We start from the raw sequence: 22,852 nt of genomic DNA on the forward strand, positions 1-22,852 counted from the left end.
GAATATCATCGCTTGTCAAGAGATACTGTTTCAACAAACCGATGTATACCGAACGGTACGTACAGGTGTGAGAGGACAGATAGGGAACTAATCCCTATCTTCCCGCTCGATTCAAGAAATAGCCTTTGTAAAGAAAGTATAACATAACCTGTACTTCATGCTAAAATGCTATTTTAGGCCGATTTTACATCCCCCATATGAAACTTGCACTTAATATTATCGCTACTGTTTTTCTTTTCCATTTGAATGTTCTGGCACAAAAGAAAGCCGTTCCTTTTTCCATCAAAACGCAACGGCCGGTTGATTTAGTGAACGTTTTTTTGGGCTCTTCAGGAGATCATGGGCAAATGTCGCCAGCGGCATCTTATCCGTTTAGCATGTTGAGCATTGGCCCTCAAACCTATCCGAAAACCCATACCGGTTACGAGTACCTGGCTAAAAAGTTTGAAGGATTTACACACAATCGTTTTGAAGGAGTAGGCTGCCAGGGCTCGGGTGGAAATATTTTTATCAAGCCATTTTTAGGAAAAGAGCCGATGCAATCTACGCTTATCAAATCAACTGAAAACGCTAGTCCGGGATATTATCGGGTAGGTTTTGAAAATAAAATCGATGCCAGCTTCGCTGTTGCAGGTAATGCAGGCAAGCATGTTTATCATTATCCGAAAGGAGAAAAAGGAATTTATCTCGATTTGGGCTATGCTTTTAATGGTGCTTTTGTAACGGAAGAACATGTTGTAGATGGGAATGCTGTTTCGGGCTGGATAGAATCAAAAACGACATGTGGCGTAGGTAAATACCGGATTTACTATTATCTGGAAATTACGAGCAAGGTGAACTGGGAAAAACTATCAGAACATAAATTAGTTGCCAGACTAGATGTTGCAGCTACTTCAGCAGAAATTAATGTGGCACTTTCTTCTGTTAGTGTCGAATCGGCAAAATCGGCCATTTTAGATCAAACTCTGGAAGCCATTAAAAATAAAAGTACTGCGGAATGGAACAAAAATCTGGCTAAAATTGAGGTGAGTGGCGATCTGGAAAATGCGAAGCTTTTTTATTCGCTTCTTTACCGTACTATGCAATCTCCCTATGTTATTTCTGATCAGGATGGACGATACCGAAATACCAAGGCTGAACTTCGAAAAGACAAAGAGATAAGATACAACGGCTGGGCTATTTGGGATAATTACCGCACACAATTGCCGCTGCTTTCCATCATTACTCCGGATCGCTATGCCGGAATGGTTACTTCAATCGCTGATCTGTACGACTCAGGAAAGAAAGATTACGCAGGTCAAACCGAACCATCAAATACTGTTCGCAGTGAACATGCAATTGTGGTTTTACTTGATGCCTATCGCAAAGGCTATCTTGTGGATTTCGCCGGTATTGCTGATTCGCTGGAGAAAGAGGTTAAGGGATTAGATTACAAATCGCCTGATAAGGCACTGGAATCGAGCTATGACAATTGGGCTTTGGCAGAAATTTTTACGATTTTAAAGCAGCCCCAAAAGGCAGCGATTTATAAAAATAAAGCACTCGAATATAGAACCTATTGGAACAAGGATTTTAAAGATATGAGTAAACGGGATGTTGACCAAATGCAGGCAAGAGGTTTGTATCAAGGTACCATTTGGCAATACAGATGGTTTGTTCCTTACGATTTTAAAGGGTTGATGTCACTTGATGGGGGAGAGGAAGCCTACATTGCCAAGCTGGATGAATTTTTTGCTAGAGATTTGTATAACCACGCTAATGAGCCCGATTTACAGGTACCGCTGATGTATAACGTAACCAGGCAAGGATATAAATCGCAATATTGGATGCACCGACTTGCCGCCGATACCGTCATTCAAAATTATTTCAATGATAATAGTAGGGGGATTGGAAGTTATATTGGTAAAATCTATAAGAATCAACCTGAAGCTTATTTACGGACTATGGATGATGATGCAGGGGCGATGAGCGCATGGTATATTTTTACAGCAAGCGGATTCTCTCCTGCTTGCGTAGGCTGGCCGGTTTACTATCTCAACGTACCGCTATTTCCATCAGTTACCTTCCACTTGCCGAAGGCAAAAACATTTAGGGTAGAGGTAGCGAATTTCAGCCCGAACAATAAATATATTAGACAGGTGTTTCTTAATGGCAAGCCCTTTAATAGAAATTATATTACGCAGGAAGATATTAAACAAGGTGGCGTATTAAGGATTGTTTCTTCTGCTGATCCTGTTAAAGTTTCGAGCACTGAAAACTGGATTTCAAGCATGGAATAAAATGATCGAAAATTTTCAATTTTAAATGAATTCGAAAAACAAATCATTCTCAGGCCTGTTTTAATAGTATAACTAGATACGACATGGCACCTTTAAAATTAAGCGAAGAACAAAATGCTACTTTAGGCAACAAAGCCCTAACAGAAAATACAAGCGATCAACCATTAGAACTTCATCCAGAGGCATACAAAGTGAAGGGGCCATCTCCTGAAAAAATGAGTACGGTATCAGCTTCACTTAGGACATACGCAAACGGCCTTTATGGGTTGTTATAACAAATGCAAAAATTTAAATGCCCTTATTCACAAGATAAGGGCATTTGTTTTGGAAGATATTTAAAATAGTACCTAGAGTTAAATATATAAAGTTACTTTCTGTCTCCATCAATGATGGTATTTCAATCATTAATACAAATCTGTGTGGTAGAGGTAATTAAAATTGTTAAGAGCGTCAAAACAATTGAGAAATTCATCCCATTTGGTAGATAAAATTCATACCATCTCCAGAATACTAGTCGATATTTGTTAGTTCTATTATCTCCTAAGAGACTATCCCTATTATGATTGAAAATATGCGTGCGATTAAGGTTGCAACTGTCCAACCTAACCAAGGCGTAGGAATCATGAAACCTACCGCACCCCTTGAACCTATCTGTTTAAAATATTTTAAAATTTATCCTTGTGAAACGATATAAATGTGATCGATGCTTCAATAGGTTTTCATGCCAATTACAATACGAAATAAAATAATTTAGGGAATGGGTGCGCTTAATGCTGTTGAGATAATCGACCGCTTCCTAGTTTAAAATCTTAACAGAATCGTACTATAATGGTAAACTAAAATAGAATATAGATCCTTTGCCTACTTCACTCTCCAGCCAAATTTTACCATGATGCCGTTTAATAATTTCGGCACAAAGGTAAAGTCCGATTCCAAAACCAGATACCGTTTGTGGCTGGTTGGTAACCCGGTAATATCTTTCAAAAAGATTGCCCTGATCTTCAGGCAAAATTCCAATCCCTTCATCGCTCACAGCAACCACAGCTGAGCCATTTTTAACCTCACACGATACAGTAATATTGCTTGCCGTTGGCGAGTATTTTAAAGCATTGGAGATGAAATTATTGATGACTTGCCCGATTTTTTCGCGATCTGCCGTAATCCATATCTGTTCGGTTGTAAAAGTAAACTGATGGCTGTTGATCACCACATTAAATTCTTCTTCAATTTCTTGCAGTAAAATGGAAAGATCAAAATATTCTGCTTCAATATGGATTTTTCCTGATTCCAGTCTAGAAACATTTAAAAAGCTATTGATCATATTGACCATTTTTTTCGACTGATTGTTCGCTTTTTCCAATACATTAAGCGCAAAGGCATCGCCACTTTGATCAGCCTTACTTTGCAACAATTGAATGTATGCCGTAAGTGAAGTAAGCGGCGTTTTTAATTCGTGACTAACCATGCCGATGAAATCGTTTTTTCGTTGCTCATCAGCCTTCACTTCTGTGATATCAGATACAATACCAACCAATTTGGTGGCTTTACCGTCGTTATCGTATCTTCCCTTTCCGTGTGCACTAACCCAATGTACAGATCCATCCGGCCAACCTACTTCATATTCGGCCTGATAAACCTGTTGATGTTTAACTGCCTCATTAATGAGCTGAGGAATGCGGTCCCGATAAGCTGGAAGCATGGCTTGAAGTAAATCAGAATAAGTAAATTTCTGGTCTAAAGGCCAGCCATAACATATCTTAAACCGATCATTACAAACCATATCACCTGTTGCTAAATCTATCTCAGTAGAACCCAGTGCACCAGCCTCGATGGCAATATTTAAACGGTTGTTAACCTCAATCACTTCCTTCTTAGCATTAACCTGCTCAGTTACTTCGGTTACAATTTGTAAAATCCCGTCAATTTTATCCTCGTCTCCTTTAATGGGCTGATAAATACTATTGAAATACCTTTCTTCAGGCACCCCATTTTTTAGAATATACATCTTATTCTCCACGCCGAAATACGGTTTGTTGGTTACTAAAACATCATTTAAAATTCTGATTAGCGGTTCGTTAGCTCGTTCCGGCAATATTTCCACCAAGCGCTTTCCATCAACAGATTCTGTTTTCCCCCAAATTTCCAGCATCTTCTCATTTGCGCTATCGATTATAAATTCGTTGGTTTTAAACAGATTGATAGCTACCGGAGCCTGCTGGATAAGGGAGCGGAATTTCTGTTCACTTCTGGCAAGATTATCGAGTAGGGCGGCCATCTTCTCGGTAGAATTTACTTGCTCTGTAACATCAAGTAAAACACCGCTCAGCCTGATGGCTTCTTGCTGTTCATTAAAAAGTACCTTACCTTTTGCCCTCACAATTCGCCCCCGTGCTTGCTCGGTAGTTTGAATGGTGTAAGTAGTGTCATAGTAGCCTCCTGAATCAAATTTTAATGCAGTTTGGATGGCGTCAATAACCCTTTGTCTGTCGGTTATGTGAATAACGTCAGTAGCTTTATTCAATTCGATTTCATCTTCCGGCTGTAAGCCAAACCATGTTTTTGTAAGTGCATTACCCGTAAAACCACCGGTTGAAGGATTTAAATCAAATGTTCCTAAACCAGCTGCATCAATAGCGAGTTCCAACTCATCCTGACTAACTTTAAGTTTTTCATAAATGGATGAGAGTTGATCATTAAATCGTGCCTGTTCTTCATTTGATGCGGTGAGCTCCTCATTAATGGCCACCATCTCTTCGTTTATAGCCGCCAGTTCTTCATTGAGTTCTTGTTTTTCCTGAGCCGCAGCTTCCAGTGCTTGCTTGGCCAAAACCACATCGGTAACATCAGCCGCCGTATTCATTACGCCATAAATTTCCCCCGCCTCATTACGTAGTGCTGTAAAAATATAATTGAAGTAAAAAACCTGAGCTACCCCATTTACAATTAACACCAAACGTTGGTTTCTCGCTTCGAAAAATTTCCCTGTCGTAAATACTTGGTCCAGCTGTCCGAAAACCGCCTGATTATCTAGTTCAGGTAAAATATCGGCATAACGTTTTCCAATTACATTGCTGCCTTTTCCCCAAACCCCAATAATGGATGCATTGGCAAAAGTGATTGTCATTTCTTTACCAGTGTAAACACCGATAGGGAAAGGAGCATTTTCTATAATGCTTCTGGTACGAAACTCACTTTCTGCTAAATTGGCCAGGGTTTGTTCGAGTTTTGATGAACTATCGAATAACAGTTGATTGCTTTGAATAAGCTCTTCATTTGTTGCCGCTAACTCCTCATTTGATGCCCGGATTTCTTCGTTTGAAGCCTCAAGTTCCTGGTTTAGATAGGCAATTGTAGTAATCCTCTCGGTTACTTTGCGCTCCAGTGCCTCACTCAATAACCTGAAATTTTCCTTGCTCTGCTGAAGTTCTTCATTAGTTGTACTTAACTCTTCCATGGAAGCGGCGAGCGCCTCATTTGTCGAAGCCAGCTCAATGTTCAATTCTTGTTCGTGAGCCAGGGCTTTCTCTTTTGCTTCGCTCTCAGCCGCAATATTTCTAACCCTGTTTATTTCCGTCACATCGGTTGTGGTATGTAGGATATATTCTGTTTCACCAACTTGATTTTTAACTGCCTGATAGCTGAAATCGAAGTAGAATAGCTGTAGCTGTCCATTTACTAAAAGTTCTGCAGGGGTATTTTTGCTTTGGTAGGTCTGGCCGCTTTTCCAAACTTCTTTCAGGATGCTAATAAACGGTTGCCCAACAATTTCAGGCAATGCTTCTGCAATTGTTTTTCCGATAACAGAGCGATCTTTTCCCCATAGGGATATCATTGCATCGTTAGCAAAATGAATATAAATATCTTCAGTTGAATAAATGGCCGTAGCATTAGGCACTTTCGATAGGATCTCTAATAACTTTGTATCGGTAAACCGGGTCGGCGAAGGATTCATCTAAGTTTCTATTTATGTCGGATTAAAGGTTCTATAGCCTATTATTAACGGAATAGCTTGAATTTGGTTTGGTAAAATTTGAGTTTTTTCAGGTGATATGCTGATCGGTTTTGGGTTCATCAAAAAATGAATAGCCTTATTGTCAATCATTTCGGTAGATGAACGATTCAGACAGATAGGTACATCATTTTTTTATCCATTATGAGATTGATTGTGAAACAGGGCTGTGCAAAAAAAAACTACAAAGCTGTTAGCTCTGCATATCCTTTACATAGGGCAATTTTTCTATCTTTGGTATTCCATGAATATCGAAGAACAATCATCCCGGGAGGATTTTAGTGGAGAGCTAATCATCCAGGCACTTGGATGCTCGCCAGAGGCAACAGCCATATATACCGATGAGGATATGATCATCCGTTTTGCAAATGAAGGAATGCTGGAGGTTTGGGGAAAGAATGCTTCAGTAATCGGAAAGCCGCTGATGAAAGCGCTTCCTGAGCTGGAAGGTCAACCTTTCCTCGGTCTGCTTCAACAGGTGTGGCGCTCTGGTCAAACTTATTCCGTAAGCGATGCACCAGTTAATGTGATCAAAAACGGAATTTCTACGACTGATTATTATGATTATGAGTATAAAGCACTTTTAAACAAGGAGGGCAGAACCTGGTGTATCCTAAATACTGCCCGGAAAGTGAGTTCGAGACGGGAATATCTGGAGCGGATTCAGAGAAAGGAAGAAAAAGAACAATCACTAATGGAGGAGATGGCGGCTACCATGGAAGAGCTGAGTTCCACCAACGAAGACCTGAACACCTCGCTGAAGCTGCTTGGAGAGAGTCGTGAACATATCAGAACAATCATTGAACAGGCACCAGTAGGAATCGCGATGCTGCAGGGGCCGGAACATATCATAGAGATTGCCAACCCAGCCATTTTAAAAATCTGGGGACGTTCACTTCCAGAAGTTGAGGGGCTTCCGCATGAAAAGGCCCGACCAGAACTTATCGGCCAGCCGGTTAACAGGTGGCTTAACGAGGTATTTACGACAGGGCAGCGACGAATAAACAATGAATTTACCGTCAGATTAAGAGACCATGACGGCTTGCGTGAAGCTATCGTTAATTCAATTTATCAACCCGTATTCTCCTCTGATGGATTAGTGAGTGGCGTATTGGTGATTCTGGAAGAAATTACACAACTGGTGCTTGATCGCCGTGCCAGTGAGAAAGATCAACAGATGCTTTTGCTGGCCGTAGAGGCAGGAGATCTTGCCACATTTTTTTATGAGCCGAAAACAAATCTTTTTTCTGGCAATGCCTTATTAAAGTCGTGGTTTGGACTTCCTGAAGCCCAAACCATCGATCTGAGCGTCGCATTTTCCAGTATTTTGGATGAAGATAGGGCCAGGGTTGAAGAGGCCATCATGGAATCGTTGAGCGCTACCTCAAACGGGAATTATTTTATTGAATACCGCATCTATAATCTCGAGGATCCAAACGGAAGACTTGTACAGGCCCGTGGTAAAGTGTTTTACGATAATAATGGAAATGTGATTAGTTTAAACGGAACCTTGCGTGATATTACCGAACAAAAAAAGGATGAGCAAAGGAAAGATGACTTCATGGCCATGGTCAGTCATGAACTGAAAACGCCGCTTACCTCTCTTAATGCTTATCAGCAGCTCATGCAGCGTAATGCCATGCTTTCCGGAGATCAGAAGCTGGAAGGCATACTCGAAAAGTCACTCCGCCAGGTTCGCAACATGACGTCCATGATCAATGGCTTTCTCAATATTTCTCGACTGGATTCTGGCAAAATGCTGTTGGCACAATCTTATTTTGATCTTAAAGCATTGTTTTATGAACTCGAAGACGAAGTTCATTCCACTGTACATACCCACAGAATTGTTTTTGAAAAGAACGAAAGCGTTGACCTTTATGCCGACAGAGACAAGATTTCACAGGTTATTCATAACCTCATCGGCAATGCCGTGAAATATTCACCAATTGGTAGCGAAATCAATATTTCCTACTCTAAACCTGAGAACGGAAATGTCGCGATTGTGGTGAAGGACGATGGGATGGGGATTGATGAGCAAGACCAGCAACAAATTTTTGAACGCTATTACCGGATAAAAAGTCCAAACATGGGATCAATTGCAGGTTTTGGAATCGGCCTTTATCTCTGCAAGGAAATTATCGAGCTTCATAAAGGAGAGATAAAACTCGAAAGTAGGGAAGGAGCAGGAGCGACATTTATAGTTGAGCTTCCAGCCTAGTTTTTGGTATCAAGATAGGACTTAGCTCTTTTTAATTTAAAATGAGTTCCTTGATATTGAGCAAAAGGTGGCTGCTTTCAAATGGCTTTCCAATAATACCATCTGCCAGACATTCGATTTCGGAAATATCCTGGTAACTCAACCCTGTTAATAACAGTATAGGGATGTGGGCAGTTGCATCGTTGTTTTTAAGCTCATCGCAAATGGTTCTTCCGTCGCCATCTCCAAGGGCGATATCCAGAATAATTAAATCAGGGCGAAACTCCTCATTAAGCTTATCAATTGATTGATGCGGGAGGGTTTAATGCGGATCGACCCATCAAGGATAATATTTGAGGCATTTAAATCTGGTAAATTTGTATCTAATATCTTTATTTCACTTTCATCTCCCCATGTGTAGTTCTTTTGCGCAATAGTAATGTCCACTCCTATAGTATTCTTTCCATCAAATGCTACTACATCACTATAATGTATTTGATCTTGTTGGTCTACATAGTACGCTCTCAGAAAGTAACGCTTTCCCTTAGAAAAGCCAGCTATTACGGTATAGGATAAGGCAGTTTGCGGTTTAGCCGTAACATAGCTAAAGGCAGATATTTTAACAGGATTTTCAGTGTCACCCCATACAAAACCGGTTTCTAATAAGTCACTGTTTGCAAGATCTGAAATAGATGCATTAAATTGGAAGCCTTTATTGGTATCATTGATAGATACGCTTATGATTGGGTCGGGAATCGGATTTTTTTTGCACCTGTTAAAAAACAAAAAAGTAAAGCTAGCACAATATGCGAGTAATAGAGGGAGCGCATTCGGATTAATTTTCATTAAAATTAACAAAATAATCACGCAATAAAATGGTTATTAAAATTAAATCGACTTCTCCACAAATAGTTACTCGGTATTCAGGGAGAAATTGATAGTGCTTTACATTATATTGGTCAAAAGATTACCACTTGGGATAGCGGGTATAGCACTAAGGTATTGCCACACCTAACCTTCGTGAATGTTGGTGAGACTACCCTGATCAAAAACTCTCGCTTGTATTTTATAAGAAAGATTTGTATCTCTTAAAAATTAAGCCCGAAAAAATGTTCGGTGGAAAAAAGATTTGTGTTAGCGGCAAGGTTATCCGGTACGAAATTAAGCCACAAATTGTTGTTAGATCATTAAGTCAGACCGAATTAAATAAGTAACTTCCATATAGGAAAATCACTTGGAGTTGGAAGGCTTTAGTATGGCTTTTTTTTGAGCAAATGAAATGTCCCCTTTTTTGTCGGGTGTGGGCAAATAGCAATTCTTTTCTTTTTTTAACGCATTAGATATAGAAATAGCTCCAACCAAATTTATTGAGTAGGTGTTTTCTAATTTCATTAACTTCTTTTTCCTCGTTTTAGATAATCTGTAGCATTAAGCAAGTACGATAAAGCATAACTTAACTTTGGCTTTTTCAATAGTAATTCCTAGGCATCCTTTATTTGTGCTATGGTACGAAATCAAATTGCTTCTATAGCCTATTGCAATAAGAAATTGCGGGTCATCCAATTCATCAAGTTTGAAATTGTAGAATTTCAGCAATTTTGTTGCTTATTGTGAACAATATTTATAGTTACTTTGAATGTGATTAAAACCAAGTTTAGGATGAGAATTAGCGCTGGATTACTACTTTTTAGAAAAAATAATAACGAATTGGAATTTTTTCTAGTTCACCCAGGTGGCCCATTTTATACCAAAAAGAATGAAGGTGTTTGGTCTGTGCCAAAAGGAGAACTGGATGGTGATGAAGAGCCATTAAAAGCTGCTGTAAGAGAATTTCAAGAGGAGACTGGAAAGAGCGTAACCGGTAACTTTATCCCTCTAAACCCTATTATCCAAAAAGGAGGGAAAAAGGTGCTTTGCTGGGCAGTAGAAGGTGATTTTGATCCCTCCACGCTAGTGAGTAATACCTTCGAGATGAAATGGCCGCCAAAATCTGGCAAAATGCAGGATTTTGTTGAAGTAGATCGTGGCGATTGGTTTAACTATCAAAAGGCCTGCGTAGCCATTAAAGATCGGCAGATTCCGTTACTTGACGAATTGCGAGACCTATTAAAATTAAGCGAGTAACTCGAAAGGGAGTATTTCCTTTTCAGCGCCATTGATGATCATTGCAATTTGATGCTCTCCTAAATGAAATTTTCTAGTGGTAATTAACATAAACTTTTGGTTGCGATGAACGCTTATTTTAGCGCCGGCAGAATACATGCGTTCCGAAATTTTGAATACTTTTTTTGTGTTCTGTCCATTTTGTTTTTTATAGTAAATGGCATATTCCAACCTCACTTTCTTTTCCATTTTATTCACATTTTTAATGGTAAAAGCGAAAGAGAGGCTTTCGCCAATTTTAACTTCAGGACTGATGAGTCGAAAATCTTGTATAATAATCCCCTTATCGTCTAAGCCATAATGTTGCAAAATTTCTGCATGTCCTTGTTTTAAGAGGGTTCGGCTACCGTGTTTAATAATGGCGTCTGTTTCTGGGCTTAACCCTGCCCAGCTTTGCGCAACCTTTATGACCACATCAGGATGATCTTTGGCAATATCATTTAAGCTATTTGCCACGCTTCTCCTTACATACTCTGATGAATCCTGTTTTAGGTTATTCAAAATTGGTAAAATTGAAGTTGGATCTTTTTTTAGAAAAGGAATCGCCATTGCCCAAGGGAGTCTTGGTCGGCTACCCTCGCTGGCCAATCGACGTACTTTAAAGCTTGAGTGTGATGACCATTTCAGCATCTTTTCTATCATTCGTTGTTCGTACCTTAAAATAAATGGGCGAACAGCAAATTCGCAACTTACAAATTGAGTAACAAATTCAAGTGCCTCCATCGATTCTTCAAAATAATCAATTCCATAGGTTTCTAAATAATCGGGCAAAAACATAAAAGCCAATCCATCTTCCCCAATTCCGGCAATTCGCAATTGCTCAATTGTTTTTTTTAATAGCAAAATAGTTGCGAGATAATCATCAGGCATGAACTGTTTTAATACCCTTGTAGTATGTTTCATTCGCTCTTTCAGTTCTTTAGATTCAAAATCTGAAACGTAAATGTTTTTGATAAATTGAGCTTTGTCGAAATTAGGAATGGAAACGGTTAAAGCGTTGCCTAATCTATCGTAAAAGGCTGGAGAGTATAAATCTTTGAGTAACATATCATTTTGGTTAAGCAAATTTAAGCTTTGGGTAATACGGATTATTGAAATGTTTTAAACAATCGGCTTCTATTTCATCCATAAATCAAATCATTTTTATAAAATTAATTATTGAGCCATTTATTTGGCAAATTTGATAATCACTTAAAAATAAAATAATATGAAGATAGGATGGATAGGTTTGGGTAATATGGGAATTCCGATGGCAACACAACTCATTGATGCAGCTTATCAGGTTGCAGTTTATAATCGGAGTAAGGGAAAAGAAAGTGAATTGCAAAAAATGGGTGCAACTATTGCTGATACGCCACAAGCACTTTTAGAAAAAGCAGATGTTTTAATCGTAATGGTTTCTGATGATCAGGCGATTGAACAAATTTTTGAAGGTGAAAATGGTTTACTTTCATCAGATGCAAAAGGTAAAATCATCATCAATATGAGTACTGTTTCTCCTGGTATTTCTAAACAGATGAGTTATAAATGCAAATTAAAAGGTAGTGATTATCTCGATGCTCCAGTTTCGGGTAGCGTTAAGCAGGCAGAAACCGGGCAGCTGGTTATTATGGCGGGCGGCGAAGAAGAGGTTTTCGAAAAGGCCAAGCCTGTATTTGAAAAATTAGGTAAATTGACCTTGCGTGTTGGAGAAGTAGGAGCGGGAAATCAGGCTAAACTGGCAATTAATTCTTTGCTTGCGTTATATACACAAGGTTTAGCCGAAACCGTTTTATTTGCCAATCAAAATGGAATTAAAACCGATGATCTTTTACATCTCATTAACAACGCCGCCATCGGTAATATTTTTACTAAAATAAAGGGCGATGCCATTCTTGCTGAAAATTATAAACCAGCATTTGCTTTGAAACACATTGTTAAGGATTTAAGATTGGCAAAAGCCGAAGGTATCTCTTCGCCGTTGGCGCAAGCTGCCTTAAAAACTTTTGAGAGCGCAGAGGCTGAATATGGACAGGAGGATTTAATTGCCGTAATCAAAGCTTTAAAATAGAAATTCCGCTTCAGAATCATCAGCAAGTTATTCCTTAATCATGCATTTCATGATACATTGTTCGCTTAATCTGAAGAACAATATTGCGCCTGAATGGGGATTTTACACTTGTTATCGCTTTAGGATTCCTGCCTTCGCGGGAATGACGGCAAGAGTATTAAGACTAGTAGCGGCGTTTAATGTGCTTTTACATTTACACCAAATATGAAAGTTCGTTGGCCTACCATTGACGTTTTTAACTTTTTGTTTTTGAGAAATAGATTTTTCCATCGATTGAAGCAATCTCATTTGTGGTATTGTTTTATTAATGAGATCGCTTAGTACCTCTCAATAATAACCGTTCTTAACGTCATTAATATTGATTTTTATGAATTAATTAACCCTCGTTTAACAAAAGAATTAAAAAATAAGGTAATATTTGAATCGTACGAAAAATATCGTACCTTTGATTCATGAAGAATAATCAAGCTGATCATAATTTGCCAGAACCAACCAAAGCTGAACTAGAAATTCTGCAGGTGCTTTGGGAGTTCGGTCCCTCTACCGTTCGCGTTGTAAACGAAAAACTGAACGAGAATAGGGAGGTAAACTATACGTCAACGTTGAAACAGATGCAAATTTTAACCGAAAAGGGAATTTTAAAACGTGATGAAAGCCAAATGAAGCACATTTATATTCCTGTGGAGGCCGAAGAAAAAACTAAAGTTCAACTGCTCGATCGTTTTGTAAACACTTTGTACAAAGGCTCTGCATCGCAATTAATGATGCAGCTTTTAGGCAATGAAAAAACTTCAAAAGAAGAAATTGAAGAGATTAAGCGGCTATTGGAGGGTATGGAATAAATATTAAAAATTCTAAAGAACCACAATTATGAATTTTAAACATTTTGATTTTTTGCCCGAAAATTGGTTAAACGCATTGGGCACCATGTTATTCCACTCTTTATGGATGGGCGTAATGCTGGCCATAATTGCAGGGGGAATTATGTTTGTCGCCCGAAAGGCAAGTGCAAAGCTTCGTTACAATTTGCTTATTGGCTGCTTATTACTATTTGTTCTCGCCATTTGCGTTACTTTTTCTCTGGAACTAAGCCATCAACCGGCTAATCCGAATGCTAAACAAACCACTGGATTGGCCATTCATTTAGTCCAGTCGAGCCAAAGCCAGTTTATAGCTGCTATTCAGTTTGATTTATTTGCCAACCTAAATAAGGTTTTGAGCATCTGGAATTCGTATGCTTATCAAATTGTATTGCTTTGGTTCTTAATTATTTGTGGTAAAAGCGTGCAGTTAGTTGTGGGTTTAAGCAGCATTTATCGCTTAAGAAACAACCAAACTTATGCGGCTGGCAAAACCTGGGAAGAACATTTGAACTTGCTATCCCGTAAACTTGGTTTAAATCAAGAGGTAAAAATGTTGCAATCGGGAATTGTGAAAGTGCCCTTGGTAGTCGGTCATTTGAAACCACTCATTTTAATTCCCTTAGGGTTATTAAATGGGTTGAGCACTGTGGAGGTTGAGGCCATTTTGGCACATGAACTGGCACACGTAAAGCGTAGGGATTATCTGGTGAACTTGTTACAGAGTGCTATCGAAATTGTATTCTTCTTCAATCCAGCGGTATTGTGGGTATCGCAACTGATTAAAACCGAACGCGAACATTGTTGCGATGATTTGGCCATTGCATGTGTAAACGACAGGAAAAACTATGTTAAGGCCTTAATTTTTTGTCAGGAGTTTAAGCAGCGTGCACCTGCTTATGCAATGGGCATAAATGGTAAAAACGGTAGCCTGCTGCATAGGGCAAGCAGGATGTTATTTAACACCAATTCAACTTTAAACAAAATGGAAAAGACAATATTAACCATCGCATTGGTTTCCACTGTGATTTTTACTGCAGCCTTTAAAAATGTAGGCAAAGCAGCATCAATAAGTAGCACAACTATTTATAACTCAATTCTAGCGGTGCAGGATACTGCGAAGAAAAATAAGTCTGCCGAGCGGTTGGAAAAGGAAATTGAGCAGAAAATAAAAGCTGCAGAAAAGAAGGCAACAGAAAAAAATAAGCCGGCAAAAAAATCATCTGGTAAACAGGATCAGGCTGATTATGAAGAGATTGCTAGACAAGCAAATCGCGATGCCAAACAGGCGGTAATTGATGCTGAGGTAGCAAAGAAAGATGCAGCTCAAGCGGTAATCGATGCCAGGGTTGCTGACGAAGATTCTAAACAAGCCATCATTGATGCCAGACAAGTAGCAAAAGATTCTAGAAACTTTCAAAAACCAGCAAAGATGGGTAGTGTGCAGAGAGCTCCGAAGCCGCCTAAAACACCGAGAATAAATAATGCACCTGTTCCATCAGCGCCACCAGCACCGCCTTTGCCTCGATTAAATGCTGCTCCTCCAGCCCCCCCTACACCGCCAACTCCAACAAAAGTGAGTGGCAGCTTAACAGTTAATGAAGGGAATACTGTGAGTGTGCATGTTGAGAATGGAAAAGACAATTCCAATAGAATCACCACTCAGTTATTGAACGATGGATTAATTTCCAATACCACAAAACTTTCATTTTCGCTGGATAAAAATAACCTGATTGTGAACGGCGTAAAACAAAGTAAAAGTCTTCACACTCAATACAAATCAAAATTTTTGGAAAGTGATAGCCATTCGTTAAGTTATGTGGTAAACGTAACAAAGACTACGAAAAAATAAATCTGTTAGCTGCCGCATAAGTGATTTTGCTTTATGATGAAAATGTTCTACTTTCAGTCGAAAATCATCTTTCAGATATGAGAAAAGGAATATTCACTTGCCTTGCAACAATTATAGTTTTACTATCATCGCAGTTAAGTTTTGCAGCAACTGTTGATACGGTGCTTACCCACAGTAACGTGATGAATAAGGACATCAAGGCGATCGTTGTGAAACCTCAGAATTATGAAGCTTCATCAAAACGATTTCCGGTTTTATATTTATTACACGGTGCTGGGGGTAAGTATTCTGATTGGCTATTGAACACCAAAGACAAAGAAGCTGTTAAAAAACTTGCAGACAACTTTGGAATGATGGTTGTTTGTCCGGATGGAGGAGTAACCAGCTGGTATTTCGATAGTCCGGTCGACCCTTCCTATCAATACGAAACTTATGTTTCAAAAGAATTGGTCGAATTTGTTGATCGGAAATATCGTTCTATTGCAGATAGAAATGGGCGGGCAATAACAGGTTTAAGTATGGGCGGTCATGGCGGTTTATACCTTGCTTTTAGGCACCAGGATGTTTATGCTGCCTGTGGAAGTATGAGCGGAGGAGTCGACATTAGAGCTTTTCCTGAAAACTGGAATATTGCAAAAAGGCTCGGCCCTTACAACCAGTTTCCCGATCGCTGGGAAGCCAATACCGTAATTAACTTAACACATCTTTTAAGTCCAAATAAACTAGCGATTATATTTGATGTGGGCCGGAACGATTTTTTCTATGATGTTAATGTGGCGCTGCATGATAAACTAACGGCCCGCAACATTCCTCACGATTTTACAGTAAGGCCCGGAGCTCACAATTTTGAGTATTGGGAGAATGCAGTTGCTTACCAAATGATGTATTTCAGTAAGTTTTTTAATAAAGAAAATAACTAAAAGTTTAACTGGTTTAAAGCTAAAACCCCAATCAGGCCTAAAATAGATACGATACTTTCCATCATGGTCCAGGTGCTGAAAGTTTCTTTCAAGGTGAGGTTAAAATATTCCTTAAACATCCAAAAACCCGTATCGTTTACGTGAGAGAACATTAAACTCCCTGCGCCAACTGAAAGTACCATTAACTCTGGAGGCGCATTTGGGCCAATTAACGGCAAAACCATTCCGGAAGCGGTAAGTGCGGCTACAGTTGCCGAACCCAGTGTAACCCGAAGTGCTGCGGTAATTAGCCAGGCTAAAATTAATGGCGAAAGACTCAGGTTCGCAGTTAGATTTTTAACGGTTTCGCCCATGCCACTATCAATTAAGATTTGTTTAAAGGCACCACCAGCAGCAATAATTAAAATGATCATCGCGATGCTTTTAACACCCTCGGCGCAAGATTCCATTGCTTTCTCAATACTGTTCTGTTGGAGAAATAAGGTAATCAATACAGAAATTAATAAAGCCGCCGTTGGATCTGCAAGGAAAACAAAGAAGGTTTTCCCAACGTAAGGAAAGTTTATACTGCTTCCAACGGTTCCGGCAACGATTAAAAAAACCGGGAGCAGTGCAGTAATAAAACTTCTGGCAGCCGAAGGTAAATTTTTCCCTTCTTCGATGACTAAAGTGGATAGGATTGGCTGATCTTTTTTGATGATTAATCGCGGAAAGAGAACACCCGCAACTGCGGCAATTGGCAAGGTTAAAATTAAGCCGTAAATAAGGGTTTTGCCTATATCGGCATGGAAAATTCCTGCTAATGCAACCGGACCAGGATGTGGTGGTAGAAAGCCATGTGTTACCGAAAGAGCGGTAGCCATTGGTAAGCCGATGTATAACTTGGAAAGACCTGTAGCAGCGGATATAGCGAAAACCAAAGGGATAAGTACTACAAAACCGGCATTGTAAAACAATGGGATGCCGACCATGAGTCCGGTAACTAATACCGCCCATTGAATATTGTTTTTGCCAAAAGCCTTAATCAGAATAAACACAATCCTTTGTGCGGAACCGCTATCCTCAATTAATTTTCCCATCATAGCACCAAGGGCAAGTACCATTACCATGCTGCCCAGCGTACTGCCGACACCGCTGGTAATCGAACTCATTACTTTTGCAGCAGGCATACCCAGGAACAAACCAGTCAAAATAGCAACTGCCAATAAGGCAATCATCGGGTTAATCTTTTTCAAGATCAATACAAAGAGAACCAGAATTCCGAGTAGCAGAATGAGTATTGACATGGTTGTTGGTTTAAGGGAATATCTTGGAAACTTACTTTTTTACAACGATTGTTCTTCCCGTGACGAGATAAAATTCGTAAATTTTATATAAACCGTCGTCGTCTATCCCGATGCTTTCCACCAGGCCGGTTTTACTAAAGGTATCGGTTACAATATCGCCAATTTTAACATCCCGGAGAACATCATCAGGCGTTTCACTGTTTAATCTGATCATGTAGTAAATGTATTATTTAAACAATAAATACGGATAGAAAATTTACTTTAACTCCTCTTTATTCACAATTACTTCTAAAAGACTGTGCAATAATGAAATTTTTAAGTTGATTTCCTTGCCCTCATTTTTAGTTTCATCATCAATATGAATGTCTGATCCTTTCCAAGTAATGTTTAGTTTTTTGGTTTGAATGGGCTTGATTGGGAAGGTAGTTTTTTTGCCATCAATAATGTCCTGAATGTATTTCTCCATTACCTTTCGCTTTTCTACTGAAACAATAATAACATCAAAGAAACCATCACCAGGATCAGCGTTTTCACTAAGTTTTAAGTTTGGCCCTAATCTGGAAATATTCATCACTTCTACCATCAAACAATCTTTTTCAATTACTTGATCATCAATTTCTATCCTGCAAGTAATTGCCGGGTATGATTGCGATATTTTCAGTAAGGTATCCAGCGCAAGTTCAAATTCATCCTCGGCCGATTTAATATGATCGGTATTGGTCTTCTCTAAAGTTTCAATGAGTTTAGGGAAAAGTCCGAAGCCAACAGCTTCTATAAAGTAAGCTGCTTTTTCTAAACCTAATACCTGGCCAACATCAAAATTCAGAAGTTTATACGAATCCCAGGTAGAAATATTTTTTCTTACATCTTCAGTGATTCCCAATGATGTAGCAATATTGTTGGCTGTACCGAAAGGAAGCAAGGCAATGGGCCTTTTAGATTTTAACTTTTTACTTAACAGATTCATAATCGTTTTGCGAATCGTACCATCGCCGCCGGCTATCGCAATAAACTCGGTTTCTGGTACTATATCTTTTAAGGATTTACTGTTAGAGGCCACATAAGAGCACTCATAGCCATACGATTTCATGATCTTTACAATCTCTGTTTTAGAATGTTTCCCATCTCCAGCGGTTGGATTATGAACCAAACGAACCAATTTATCTGCCTTTTTCATAATGATTGGAACAATATCGCTGTCAATTAGGTTTTAAAGTATAGCACATAATTTTAACTATTGATCATGAATATTCTCATCACAAACGACGACGGTATCTATAGTCCGGGGATTGCAGCTTTAGCAAAAATTGCGCAGCGCTTCGGCACAGTAAGGATTGTAGCTCCCGATGTAGAACAATCATCAATGGGGCATGCCATTACACACTCGCGGCCCTTATCCATCAAATCATCACCAATAACATTCGAAAACGTTGATGCCTTTCGTGTAAATGGAACTCCTGCCGATTGTGTTGCTTTGGGCCTGCACATGTTTCCTGATACAAATGTGGTGCTATCGGGGATTAATATGGGCCCAAATTTGGGTAACTCCATGTGGCATTCGGGTACTTTAGCCGCCGCTAAGCAAGCAGTGCTTTTAGGTATTAAAGGAATTGCGTTAAGTACGCCAGTTGGTAAAACTGAACCTGATTTTATTGAAATTGATCCTTTTGTAGAGCAAACACTTCAAATTCTGTTGCAAAACGATGATTTGAGGCTTTACAATGTAAATTTCCCGCCAAAACCGGTAGATATTAAATGGACCAGGCAATCTGTCAGACTTTATGATGGACAAGTGGTTCCAGGTGAAGATCCGATGGGTAGAAAGCATTTCTGGATTACGGTAACGCCTCTTGAGCCAGCTGATGAAAACACAGATCGCTGGGCTGTAGAGCATGATTTTGTATCCATCACGCCTTTACGGTTGGATTTAACCAACGAAGGCGAACTATCTGGTAAATTAGATGTTATTGAGGTAAACCACTAAAAACGGGCATGATTGATAGTCGACTATTGATCATGCTTTGTCCAAACTAAATCTGCAGTTTGATAACCTAAACCCTGTGCTTTTTTCAAATAAGCTTGTTTGATGTTTTCGGGAATCGTTTTAGTTCGCGATAAAAGCCAAAGGTAATCCAAGTTATTTCCTACAACTAAAGCATATTGGTAATCTTTATCGATTTCAATTACATTGTAGCCTGCATAAAATGGGCCGAAGAAGGAAACTTTTAATCTTGCTTCATCATTTTCGTTTACAAATTTAGCTTTCCCTATACTTTCCTTCCACTCTTTTTTAATGTAGTTGTAGCCTTTATTATCAACTTTAATCGTGCCATCATCATTAAGCGAATAGGTTGCCGTTACATTATTTAAATCTTTTTCAAACTTAAAATCCATTCTGGCAATTTCGTACCACCTACCTAAATATTTATCTTTTTGAAAAGGTTTAACGGCCTTAGCGCCTGGCGGAATAGAAACACTGCAACTTGCATAACTAATAATGATCACGCCTAAAGTGGCTAGTAATATTGCATTTCTTAGCTTAGTGTTCATGTGTATCTTTTTAGATTAATTGAACAGCTGTTTAGCAAAAAGGTTTTTTGATAGACCGATATTTAACATAATGATAACCTAACGCTGAACTAAATCAAAGTGTTAAATTTCGATTCGATATGGTTTTTAGCTTGTTTTTGAAATTCTTCGGGGGTTTGGTTGGTTTGTTTTTTGAAAAATCTGCTAAAATAAGGCCGATCGGAAAAGCCAAGATCATAAGATATTTCTTTAATGGTAAGTTCGCTATGGATGATTTTCCTTTTCGCTTCCAAAATAATACGGTCATGAATAATTTGCATGCCTGTTTTGTTCAGCTTATCTTTCAAAATTTGATTTAAGCGCTTCGAACTAATTCCAATTTTACCAGCGTAAAAATCTGTGTTCCTAATTTGTTGATAATTGCTCTCCAGCAACATCAAAAATTCATAAACTCTTTTCTGGTTGATATCCTGGCTGGTAAAATCGTGCTCTTTGACTTGTACTAATTTTAAAATAAAAACTTTAAGTAATGCCTTTATGATGATTAAGTTATTTTCTGGTTTGTGATATTCATTCTCTATCAGGCTATAAATGGAGACTAACTCCTTCGCGGTTTCTCCATCAAGCCTAAGGCAGGAAAATTCTCCTTGAACATTGAATATTTTAAACAGATCTAACAAAAATTCTTTATCCTCTCCCTCAAGCACAGATCGTTTGAAAGATATCAATTCGCCATTCTTCCCTGCTTTGTTAAGTTGATGAACTCGATAGGGTGGGATAAGATAAATCCAGTCGCCCTTGCTGTCAATTTCCGAATGAGGCGATAAGGCATGTAAAGCATTCTCATTCTTCAACCATACGATTTCGAAAAATTCTCTGCGGCTTGGATCGTTAAGGTAGCTCGGTGGGCAGTTATTTAAATTTCTAATGTAAATAACTGATTTTTCCAGATTGAAATCGCTTGCTGTGTTCATCACCATCAAAGTTAAACACTTAATTTCTTTGCAGTTGGACAATATGATAATTAAGGAGGAATATTCGGAAACTTTATAGTTATGGTTGAGTATATATGACTTTTAAACGATTAAATTTCCTGATTGTCCCATAATAGTGGCTGATAGTATAACCATATACGCAGCTGTCAAATCTACCTTTGACCAACGAATTAATCATTGTGTATGGAAGTTAAGACATTAATGGAAGAGATGGAAAAAGATAAAACGGTATTGGATACGGTAGATAATCAGCAGCTGGTATGGAGTTTACAAACCAATTTGAACCAGATTATAGAAGAGAATTCAAATCTAGCTAAACGGCTGGAGCTTGAGCAAATCATCCCTTTTATTTATCAGATTCAACAGGCCAATCATATCTTCATTACTGCGGCTGGTCGTTCGGGTTTTGCAATGCGAGCAGCAGCCATGCGCCTGATGCACTTGGGTTTTAGCGTTTATTATGTCGGAGATACCACTACGCCCGCCATCAAAAAAGGCGATTTATTGATAGCTGCGTCAGGATCAGGCACGACTGAAACCATTGTCAGATCAGCAGAAAAATCGATTCAAGCAGGGGCGAAGCTGGTGGCCATAACTACAAACGCAACATCGAAATTGGCCGAGTTGGCAACTCATCCCGTAATTGTTCCTGCAGCAGAAAAGCAGGATCATAGCAAGAAAATTTCCAGCCAGTATGCAGGCAGTCTTTTCGAGCAATTTATTCTATTGCTTAACGATGCTATTTTCCAATCGCTTTGGAAATTAAGCAATAAGCCTGCAGAGGTGCTTTGGAAGAACCATTCAAATTTAGAATAAAATCATATTTATCATTTATAAAACAAATCATGGCAAAATTACAAGTAGCAATCGATTTATTAACAACAGAAGAGGCATTGGCTTTAGCGGCGAAAGTTGCACCCTATGTCGATATTATAGAGTTGGGTACACCTTTAATCAAAAATATTGGATCAAGCGTAATCACTGCGATGAAAAATGCCCATCCAGATAAACTGGTTTTTGCTGATCTGAAAACTGCTGATGCAGGAGAACTGGAAGCTGATATCGCTTTTAAAGCTGGAGCTGATTTAGTAACCGTAATGGGCGCAGCTGGTAATGCAACTATTATAGGCGCAGTAAAAGCTGCAAAAGCACATGGAAAGGGTGTTGTTGTAGACACCATCGGCTATCCTGATAGAGTGACAAGAGCACAGGAAGTAACGGAACTTGGTGTAGAATTTGTAGAACTACATGCTGGTTTAGACGAGCAGTGGACAGCCGGTTATTCTATTCAGGTTTTAATTGATGAGGCGACCAGAGTGGGCGTTCCAGTTTCAATTGCTGGTGGTGTAAACATTGAAAACGTAACAGCAGTAGTTAAAGCTGGCGTAAAGGTGGTGGTTGCAGGTGCTGCTATCTATGGTGCTGAAGATCCTGCTGCTGCAGCAAAAGCACTTCGTGAAGCAATTGATGCTGCTTAATTACTACAATTAATCGTACTCAATTTAGAGGTTGGCAAAATACCAACCTCTTTTTGTATATTTGAATATCACTTTACTTTTTAGATATGCTGTTTTTCCTCGTACCTTTTTATTTTGCTCTGTTTATTGGATGGTTAATCTATGCTGGGTTGATTAAAAAAAACTTGAAAAAACATATGCAAGTCGTATATGTCGGTAGTGTCTTCAGTATTATCTGGATAATTGTATTTGCAA

General features: G+C 38.9%; 20 protein-coding genes. 11 read left to right on the top strand and 9 right to left on the bottom strand.

All coding sequences use genetic code 11. The features are described from left to right. Window positions 1-197 precede the first annotated feature (197 nt). Both AC3ITD_RS00920 and AC3ITD_RS00925 read left to right on the top strand, forming a co-directional pair. Window positions 198-2,279, top strand: a complete 2,082-nt coding sequence (locus AC3ITD_RS00920; RefSeq protein WP_489363261.1) for a glycoside hydrolase domain-containing protein — start codon at window positions 198-200, stop codon at window positions 2,277-2,279. Between the two features lie 83 nt (window positions 2,280-2,362). Then, window positions 2,363-2,554 carry a hypothetical protein gene (locus AC3ITD_RS00925; protein ID WP_265798149.1) on the top strand — a complete coding sequence of 64 codons (192 nt, stop codon included), beginning with the start codon at window positions 2,363-2,365 and terminating at the stop codon, window positions 2,552-2,554. 548 nt (window positions 2,555-3,102) lie between these two features. Here AC3ITD_RS00925 and AC3ITD_RS00930 read toward each other — a convergent pair. Beyond that, entirely contained in the window at window positions 3,103-6,231 is a 3,129-nt protein-coding gene (locus AC3ITD_RS00930) for a PAS domain-containing protein (RefSeq protein WP_489363264.1), read from the bottom strand. 301 nt (window positions 6,232-6,532) lie between these two features. Here AC3ITD_RS00930 and AC3ITD_RS00935 point away from each other — a divergent pair, with 301 nt between their 5' ends. Next, window positions 6,533-8,506 carry a PAS domain-containing sensor histidine kinase gene (locus AC3ITD_RS00935; RefSeq protein ID WP_489363266.1) on the top strand — a complete coding sequence of 658 codons (1,974 nt, stop codon included), beginning with the start codon at window positions 6,533-6,535 and terminating at the stop codon, window positions 8,504-8,506. Between the two features lie 31 nt (window positions 8,507-8,537). On the opposite strand, the gene AC3ITD_RS00940 is transcribed toward AC3ITD_RS00935, so the two are convergent. Continuing rightward, a complete protein-coding gene (locus AC3ITD_RS00940; protein ID WP_489366613.1) occupies window positions 8,538-8,789 on the bottom strand; it encodes a response regulator in 252 nt (83 codons plus the stop codon). Continuing rightward, window positions 8,753-9,331 (bottom strand): hypothetical protein, encoded by a 579-nt coding sequence (locus AC3ITD_RS00945; protein ID WP_489363268.1) that lies wholly within the window; start codon window positions 9,329-9,331, stop codon window positions 8,753-8,755. Before AC3ITD_RS00945 ends, AC3ITD_RS00940 begins: the two co-directional genes overlap by 37 nt. Before the next feature lie 813 nt (window positions 9,332-10,144). Between AC3ITD_RS00945 and AC3ITD_RS00950 the strand changes: the two genes are divergently transcribed. Beyond that, on the top strand, window positions 10,145-10,609 hold the full coding sequence (locus AC3ITD_RS00950) for an NUDIX hydrolase (protein ID WP_489363270.1): 465 nt from the start codon (window positions 10,145-10,147) through the stop codon (window positions 10,607-10,609). On the opposite strand, the gene AC3ITD_RS00955 is transcribed toward AC3ITD_RS00950, so the two are convergent. Then, window positions 10,598-11,695, bottom strand: a complete 1,098-nt coding sequence (locus tag AC3ITD_RS00955) for a DNA alkylation repair protein (RefSeq protein WP_489363272.1) — start codon at window positions 11,693-11,695, stop codon at window positions 10,598-10,600. The two genes, AC3ITD_RS00950 and AC3ITD_RS00955, sit on opposite strands and share 12 nt — an antisense overlap. A gap of 160 nt (window positions 11,696-11,855) precedes the next feature. Here AC3ITD_RS00955 and AC3ITD_RS00960 point away from each other — a divergent pair, with 160 nt between their 5' ends. The 4 genes from AC3ITD_RS00960 to AC3ITD_RS00975 all read left to right on the top strand — a co-directional run bounded on the left by AC3ITD_RS00960 (window position 11,856) and on the right by AC3ITD_RS00975 (window position 16,330). Beyond that, window positions 11,856-12,698 carry an NAD(P)-dependent oxidoreductase gene (locus AC3ITD_RS00960; protein ID WP_489363274.1) on the top strand — a complete coding sequence of 281 codons (843 nt, stop codon included), beginning with the start codon at window positions 11,856-11,858 and terminating at the stop codon, window positions 12,696-12,698. Between the two features lie 452 nt (window positions 12,699-13,150). Then, entirely contained in the window at window positions 13,151-13,540 is a 390-nt protein-coding gene (locus AC3ITD_RS00965) for a BlaI/MecI/CopY family transcriptional regulator (RefSeq protein WP_489363275.1), read from the top strand. A 28-nt stretch (window positions 13,541-13,568) separates the two neighbouring features. Beyond that, window positions 13,569-15,410, top strand: coding sequence for a M56 family metallopeptidase (locus AC3ITD_RS00970; RefSeq protein WP_489363277.1), 1,842 nt, complete (start codon window positions 13,569-13,571; stop codon window positions 15,408-15,410). Between the two features lie 77 nt (window positions 15,411-15,487). Continuing rightward, window positions 15,488-16,330, top strand: coding sequence for an alpha/beta hydrolase (locus tag AC3ITD_RS00975; RefSeq protein ID WP_489363278.1), 843 nt, complete (start codon window positions 15,488-15,490; stop codon window positions 16,328-16,330). Here AC3ITD_RS00975 and AC3ITD_RS00980 read toward each other — a convergent pair. From AC3ITD_RS00980 to AC3ITD_RS00990, 3 genes are read right to left on the bottom strand one after another with little or no spacing between them, the layout of a single operon-like run. Further along, window positions 16,327-17,616, bottom strand: a complete 1,290-nt coding sequence (locus AC3ITD_RS00980; protein WP_489363280.1) for a GntT/GntP/DsdX family permease — start codon at window positions 17,614-17,616, stop codon at window positions 16,327-16,329. The genes AC3ITD_RS00975 and AC3ITD_RS00980 overlap by 4 nt on opposite strands. A gap of 31 nt (window positions 17,617-17,647) precedes the next feature. Continuing rightward, complete coding sequence (locus tag AC3ITD_RS00985) at window positions 17,648-17,830, bottom strand: hypothetical protein (protein WP_489363282.1); 183 nt, start codon at window positions 17,828-17,830, stop codon at window positions 17,648-17,650. A 42-nt stretch (window positions 17,831-17,872) separates the two neighbouring features. Further along, window positions 17,873-18,793 (bottom strand): diacylglycerol/lipid kinase family protein, encoded by a 921-nt coding sequence (locus AC3ITD_RS00990; protein WP_489363284.1) that lies wholly within the window; start codon window positions 18,791-18,793, stop codon window positions 17,873-17,875. A gap of 66 nt (window positions 18,794-18,859) precedes the next feature. Between AC3ITD_RS00990 and surE the strand changes: the two genes are divergently transcribed. Continuing rightward, window positions 18,860-19,600 carry a 5'/3'-nucleotidase SurE gene (gene surE, locus AC3ITD_RS00995; RefSeq protein ID WP_265798162.1) on the top strand — a complete coding sequence of 247 codons (741 nt, stop codon included), beginning with the start codon at window positions 18,860-18,862 and terminating at the stop codon, window positions 19,598-19,600. Window positions 19,601-19,623: 23 nt separating this feature from the next. On the opposite strand, the gene AC3ITD_RS01000 is transcribed toward surE, so the two are convergent. Next, window positions 19,624-20,166 carry a lipocalin family protein gene (locus AC3ITD_RS01000; protein WP_489363287.1) on the bottom strand — a complete coding sequence of 181 codons (543 nt, stop codon included), beginning with the start codon at window positions 20,164-20,166 and terminating at the stop codon, window positions 19,624-19,626. A gap of 89 nt (window positions 20,167-20,255) precedes the next feature. After that, on the bottom strand, window positions 20,256-21,119 hold the full coding sequence (locus AC3ITD_RS01005; RefSeq protein WP_489363289.1) for an AraC family transcriptional regulator: 864 nt from the start codon (window positions 21,117-21,119) through the stop codon (window positions 20,256-20,258). Between the two features lie 204 nt (window positions 21,120-21,323). Here AC3ITD_RS01005 and hxlB point away from each other — a divergent pair, with 204 nt between their 5' ends. Beyond that, window positions 21,324-21,956, top strand: a complete 633-nt coding sequence (gene hxlB / locus AC3ITD_RS01010; RefSeq protein WP_265798166.1) for a 6-phospho-3-hexuloisomerase — start codon at window positions 21,324-21,326, stop codon at window positions 21,954-21,956. A 29-nt stretch (window positions 21,957-21,985) separates the two neighbouring features. Then, window positions 21,986-22,618, top strand: coding sequence for a 3-hexulose-6-phosphate synthase (hxlA, locus tag AC3ITD_RS01015; RefSeq protein ID WP_489363291.1), 633 nt, complete (start codon window positions 21,986-21,988; stop codon window positions 22,616-22,618). Window positions 22,619-22,852: the final 234 nt, after the last annotated feature.

Source organism: Pedobacter sp. KH_004 (assembly GCF_057840755.1).

Excerpts from the sequence above, each read along its gene's own strand:
- AC3ITD_RS00920 (WP_489363261.1), top strand. The coding sequence starts at position 198 with ATGAAACTTGCACTTAATATTATCGCTACTGTTTTTCTTTTCCATTTG.
- AC3ITD_RS00925 (WP_265798149.1), top strand. The coding sequence starts at position 2,363 with ATGGCACCTTTAAAATTAAGCGAAGAACAAAATGCTACTTTAGGCAAC.
- AC3ITD_RS00930 (WP_489363264.1), bottom strand. The coding sequence starts at position 6,231 with ATGAATCCTTCGCCGACCCGGTTTACCGATACAAAGTTATTAGAGATC.
- AC3ITD_RS00935 (WP_489363266.1), top strand. The coding sequence starts at position 6,533 with ATGAATATCGAAGAACAATCATCCCGGGAGGATTTTAGTGGAGAGCTA.
- AC3ITD_RS00945 (WP_489363268.1), bottom strand. The coding sequence starts at position 9,331 with ATGAAAATTAATCCGAATGCGCTCCCTCTATTACTCGCATATTGTGCT.
- AC3ITD_RS00950 (WP_489363270.1), top strand. The coding sequence starts at position 10,145 with ATGAGAATTAGCGCTGGATTACTACTTTTTAGAAAAAATAATAACGAA.
- AC3ITD_RS00955 (WP_489363272.1), bottom strand. The coding sequence starts at position 11,695 with ATGTTACTCAAAGATTTATACTCTCCAGCCTTTTACGATAGATTAGGC.
- AC3ITD_RS00960 (WP_489363274.1), top strand. The coding sequence starts at position 11,856 with ATGAAGATAGGATGGATAGGTTTGGGTAATATGGGAATTCCGATGGCA.
- AC3ITD_RS00965 (WP_489363275.1), top strand. The coding sequence starts at position 13,151 with ATGAAGAATAATCAAGCTGATCATAATTTGCCAGAACCAACCAAAGCT.
- AC3ITD_RS00970 (WP_489363277.1), top strand. The coding sequence starts at position 13,569 with ATGAATTTTAAACATTTTGATTTTTTGCCCGAAAATTGGTTAAACGCA.
- AC3ITD_RS00975 (WP_489363278.1), top strand. The coding sequence starts at position 15,488 with ATGAGAAAAGGAATATTCACTTGCCTTGCAACAATTATAGTTTTACTA.
- AC3ITD_RS00980 (WP_489363280.1), bottom strand. The coding sequence starts at position 17,616 with ATGTCAATACTCATTCTGCTACTCGGAATTCTGGTTCTCTTTGTATTG.
- AC3ITD_RS00985 (WP_489363282.1), bottom strand. The coding sequence starts at position 17,830 with ATGATCAGATTAAACAGTGAAACGCCTGATGATGTTCTCCGGGATGTT.
- AC3ITD_RS00990 (WP_489363284.1), bottom strand. The coding sequence starts at position 18,793 with ATGAAAAAGGCAGATAAATTGGTTCGTTTGGTTCATAATCCAACCGCT.
- surE (WP_265798162.1), top strand. The coding sequence starts at position 18,860 with ATGAATATTCTCATCACAAACGACGACGGTATCTATAGTCCGGGGATT.
- AC3ITD_RS01000 (WP_489363287.1), bottom strand. The coding sequence starts at position 20,166 with ATGAACACTAAGCTAAGAAATGCAATATTACTAGCCACTTTAGGCGTG.
- AC3ITD_RS01005 (WP_489363289.1), bottom strand. The coding sequence starts at position 21,119 with ATGAACACAGCAAGCGATTTCAATCTGGAAAAATCAGTTATTTACATT.
- hxlB (WP_265798166.1), top strand. The coding sequence starts at position 21,324 with ATGGAAGTTAAGACATTAATGGAAGAGATGGAAAAAGATAAAACGGTA.
- hxlA (WP_489363291.1), top strand. The coding sequence starts at position 21,986 with ATGGCAAAATTACAAGTAGCAATCGATTTATTAACAACAGAAGAGGCA.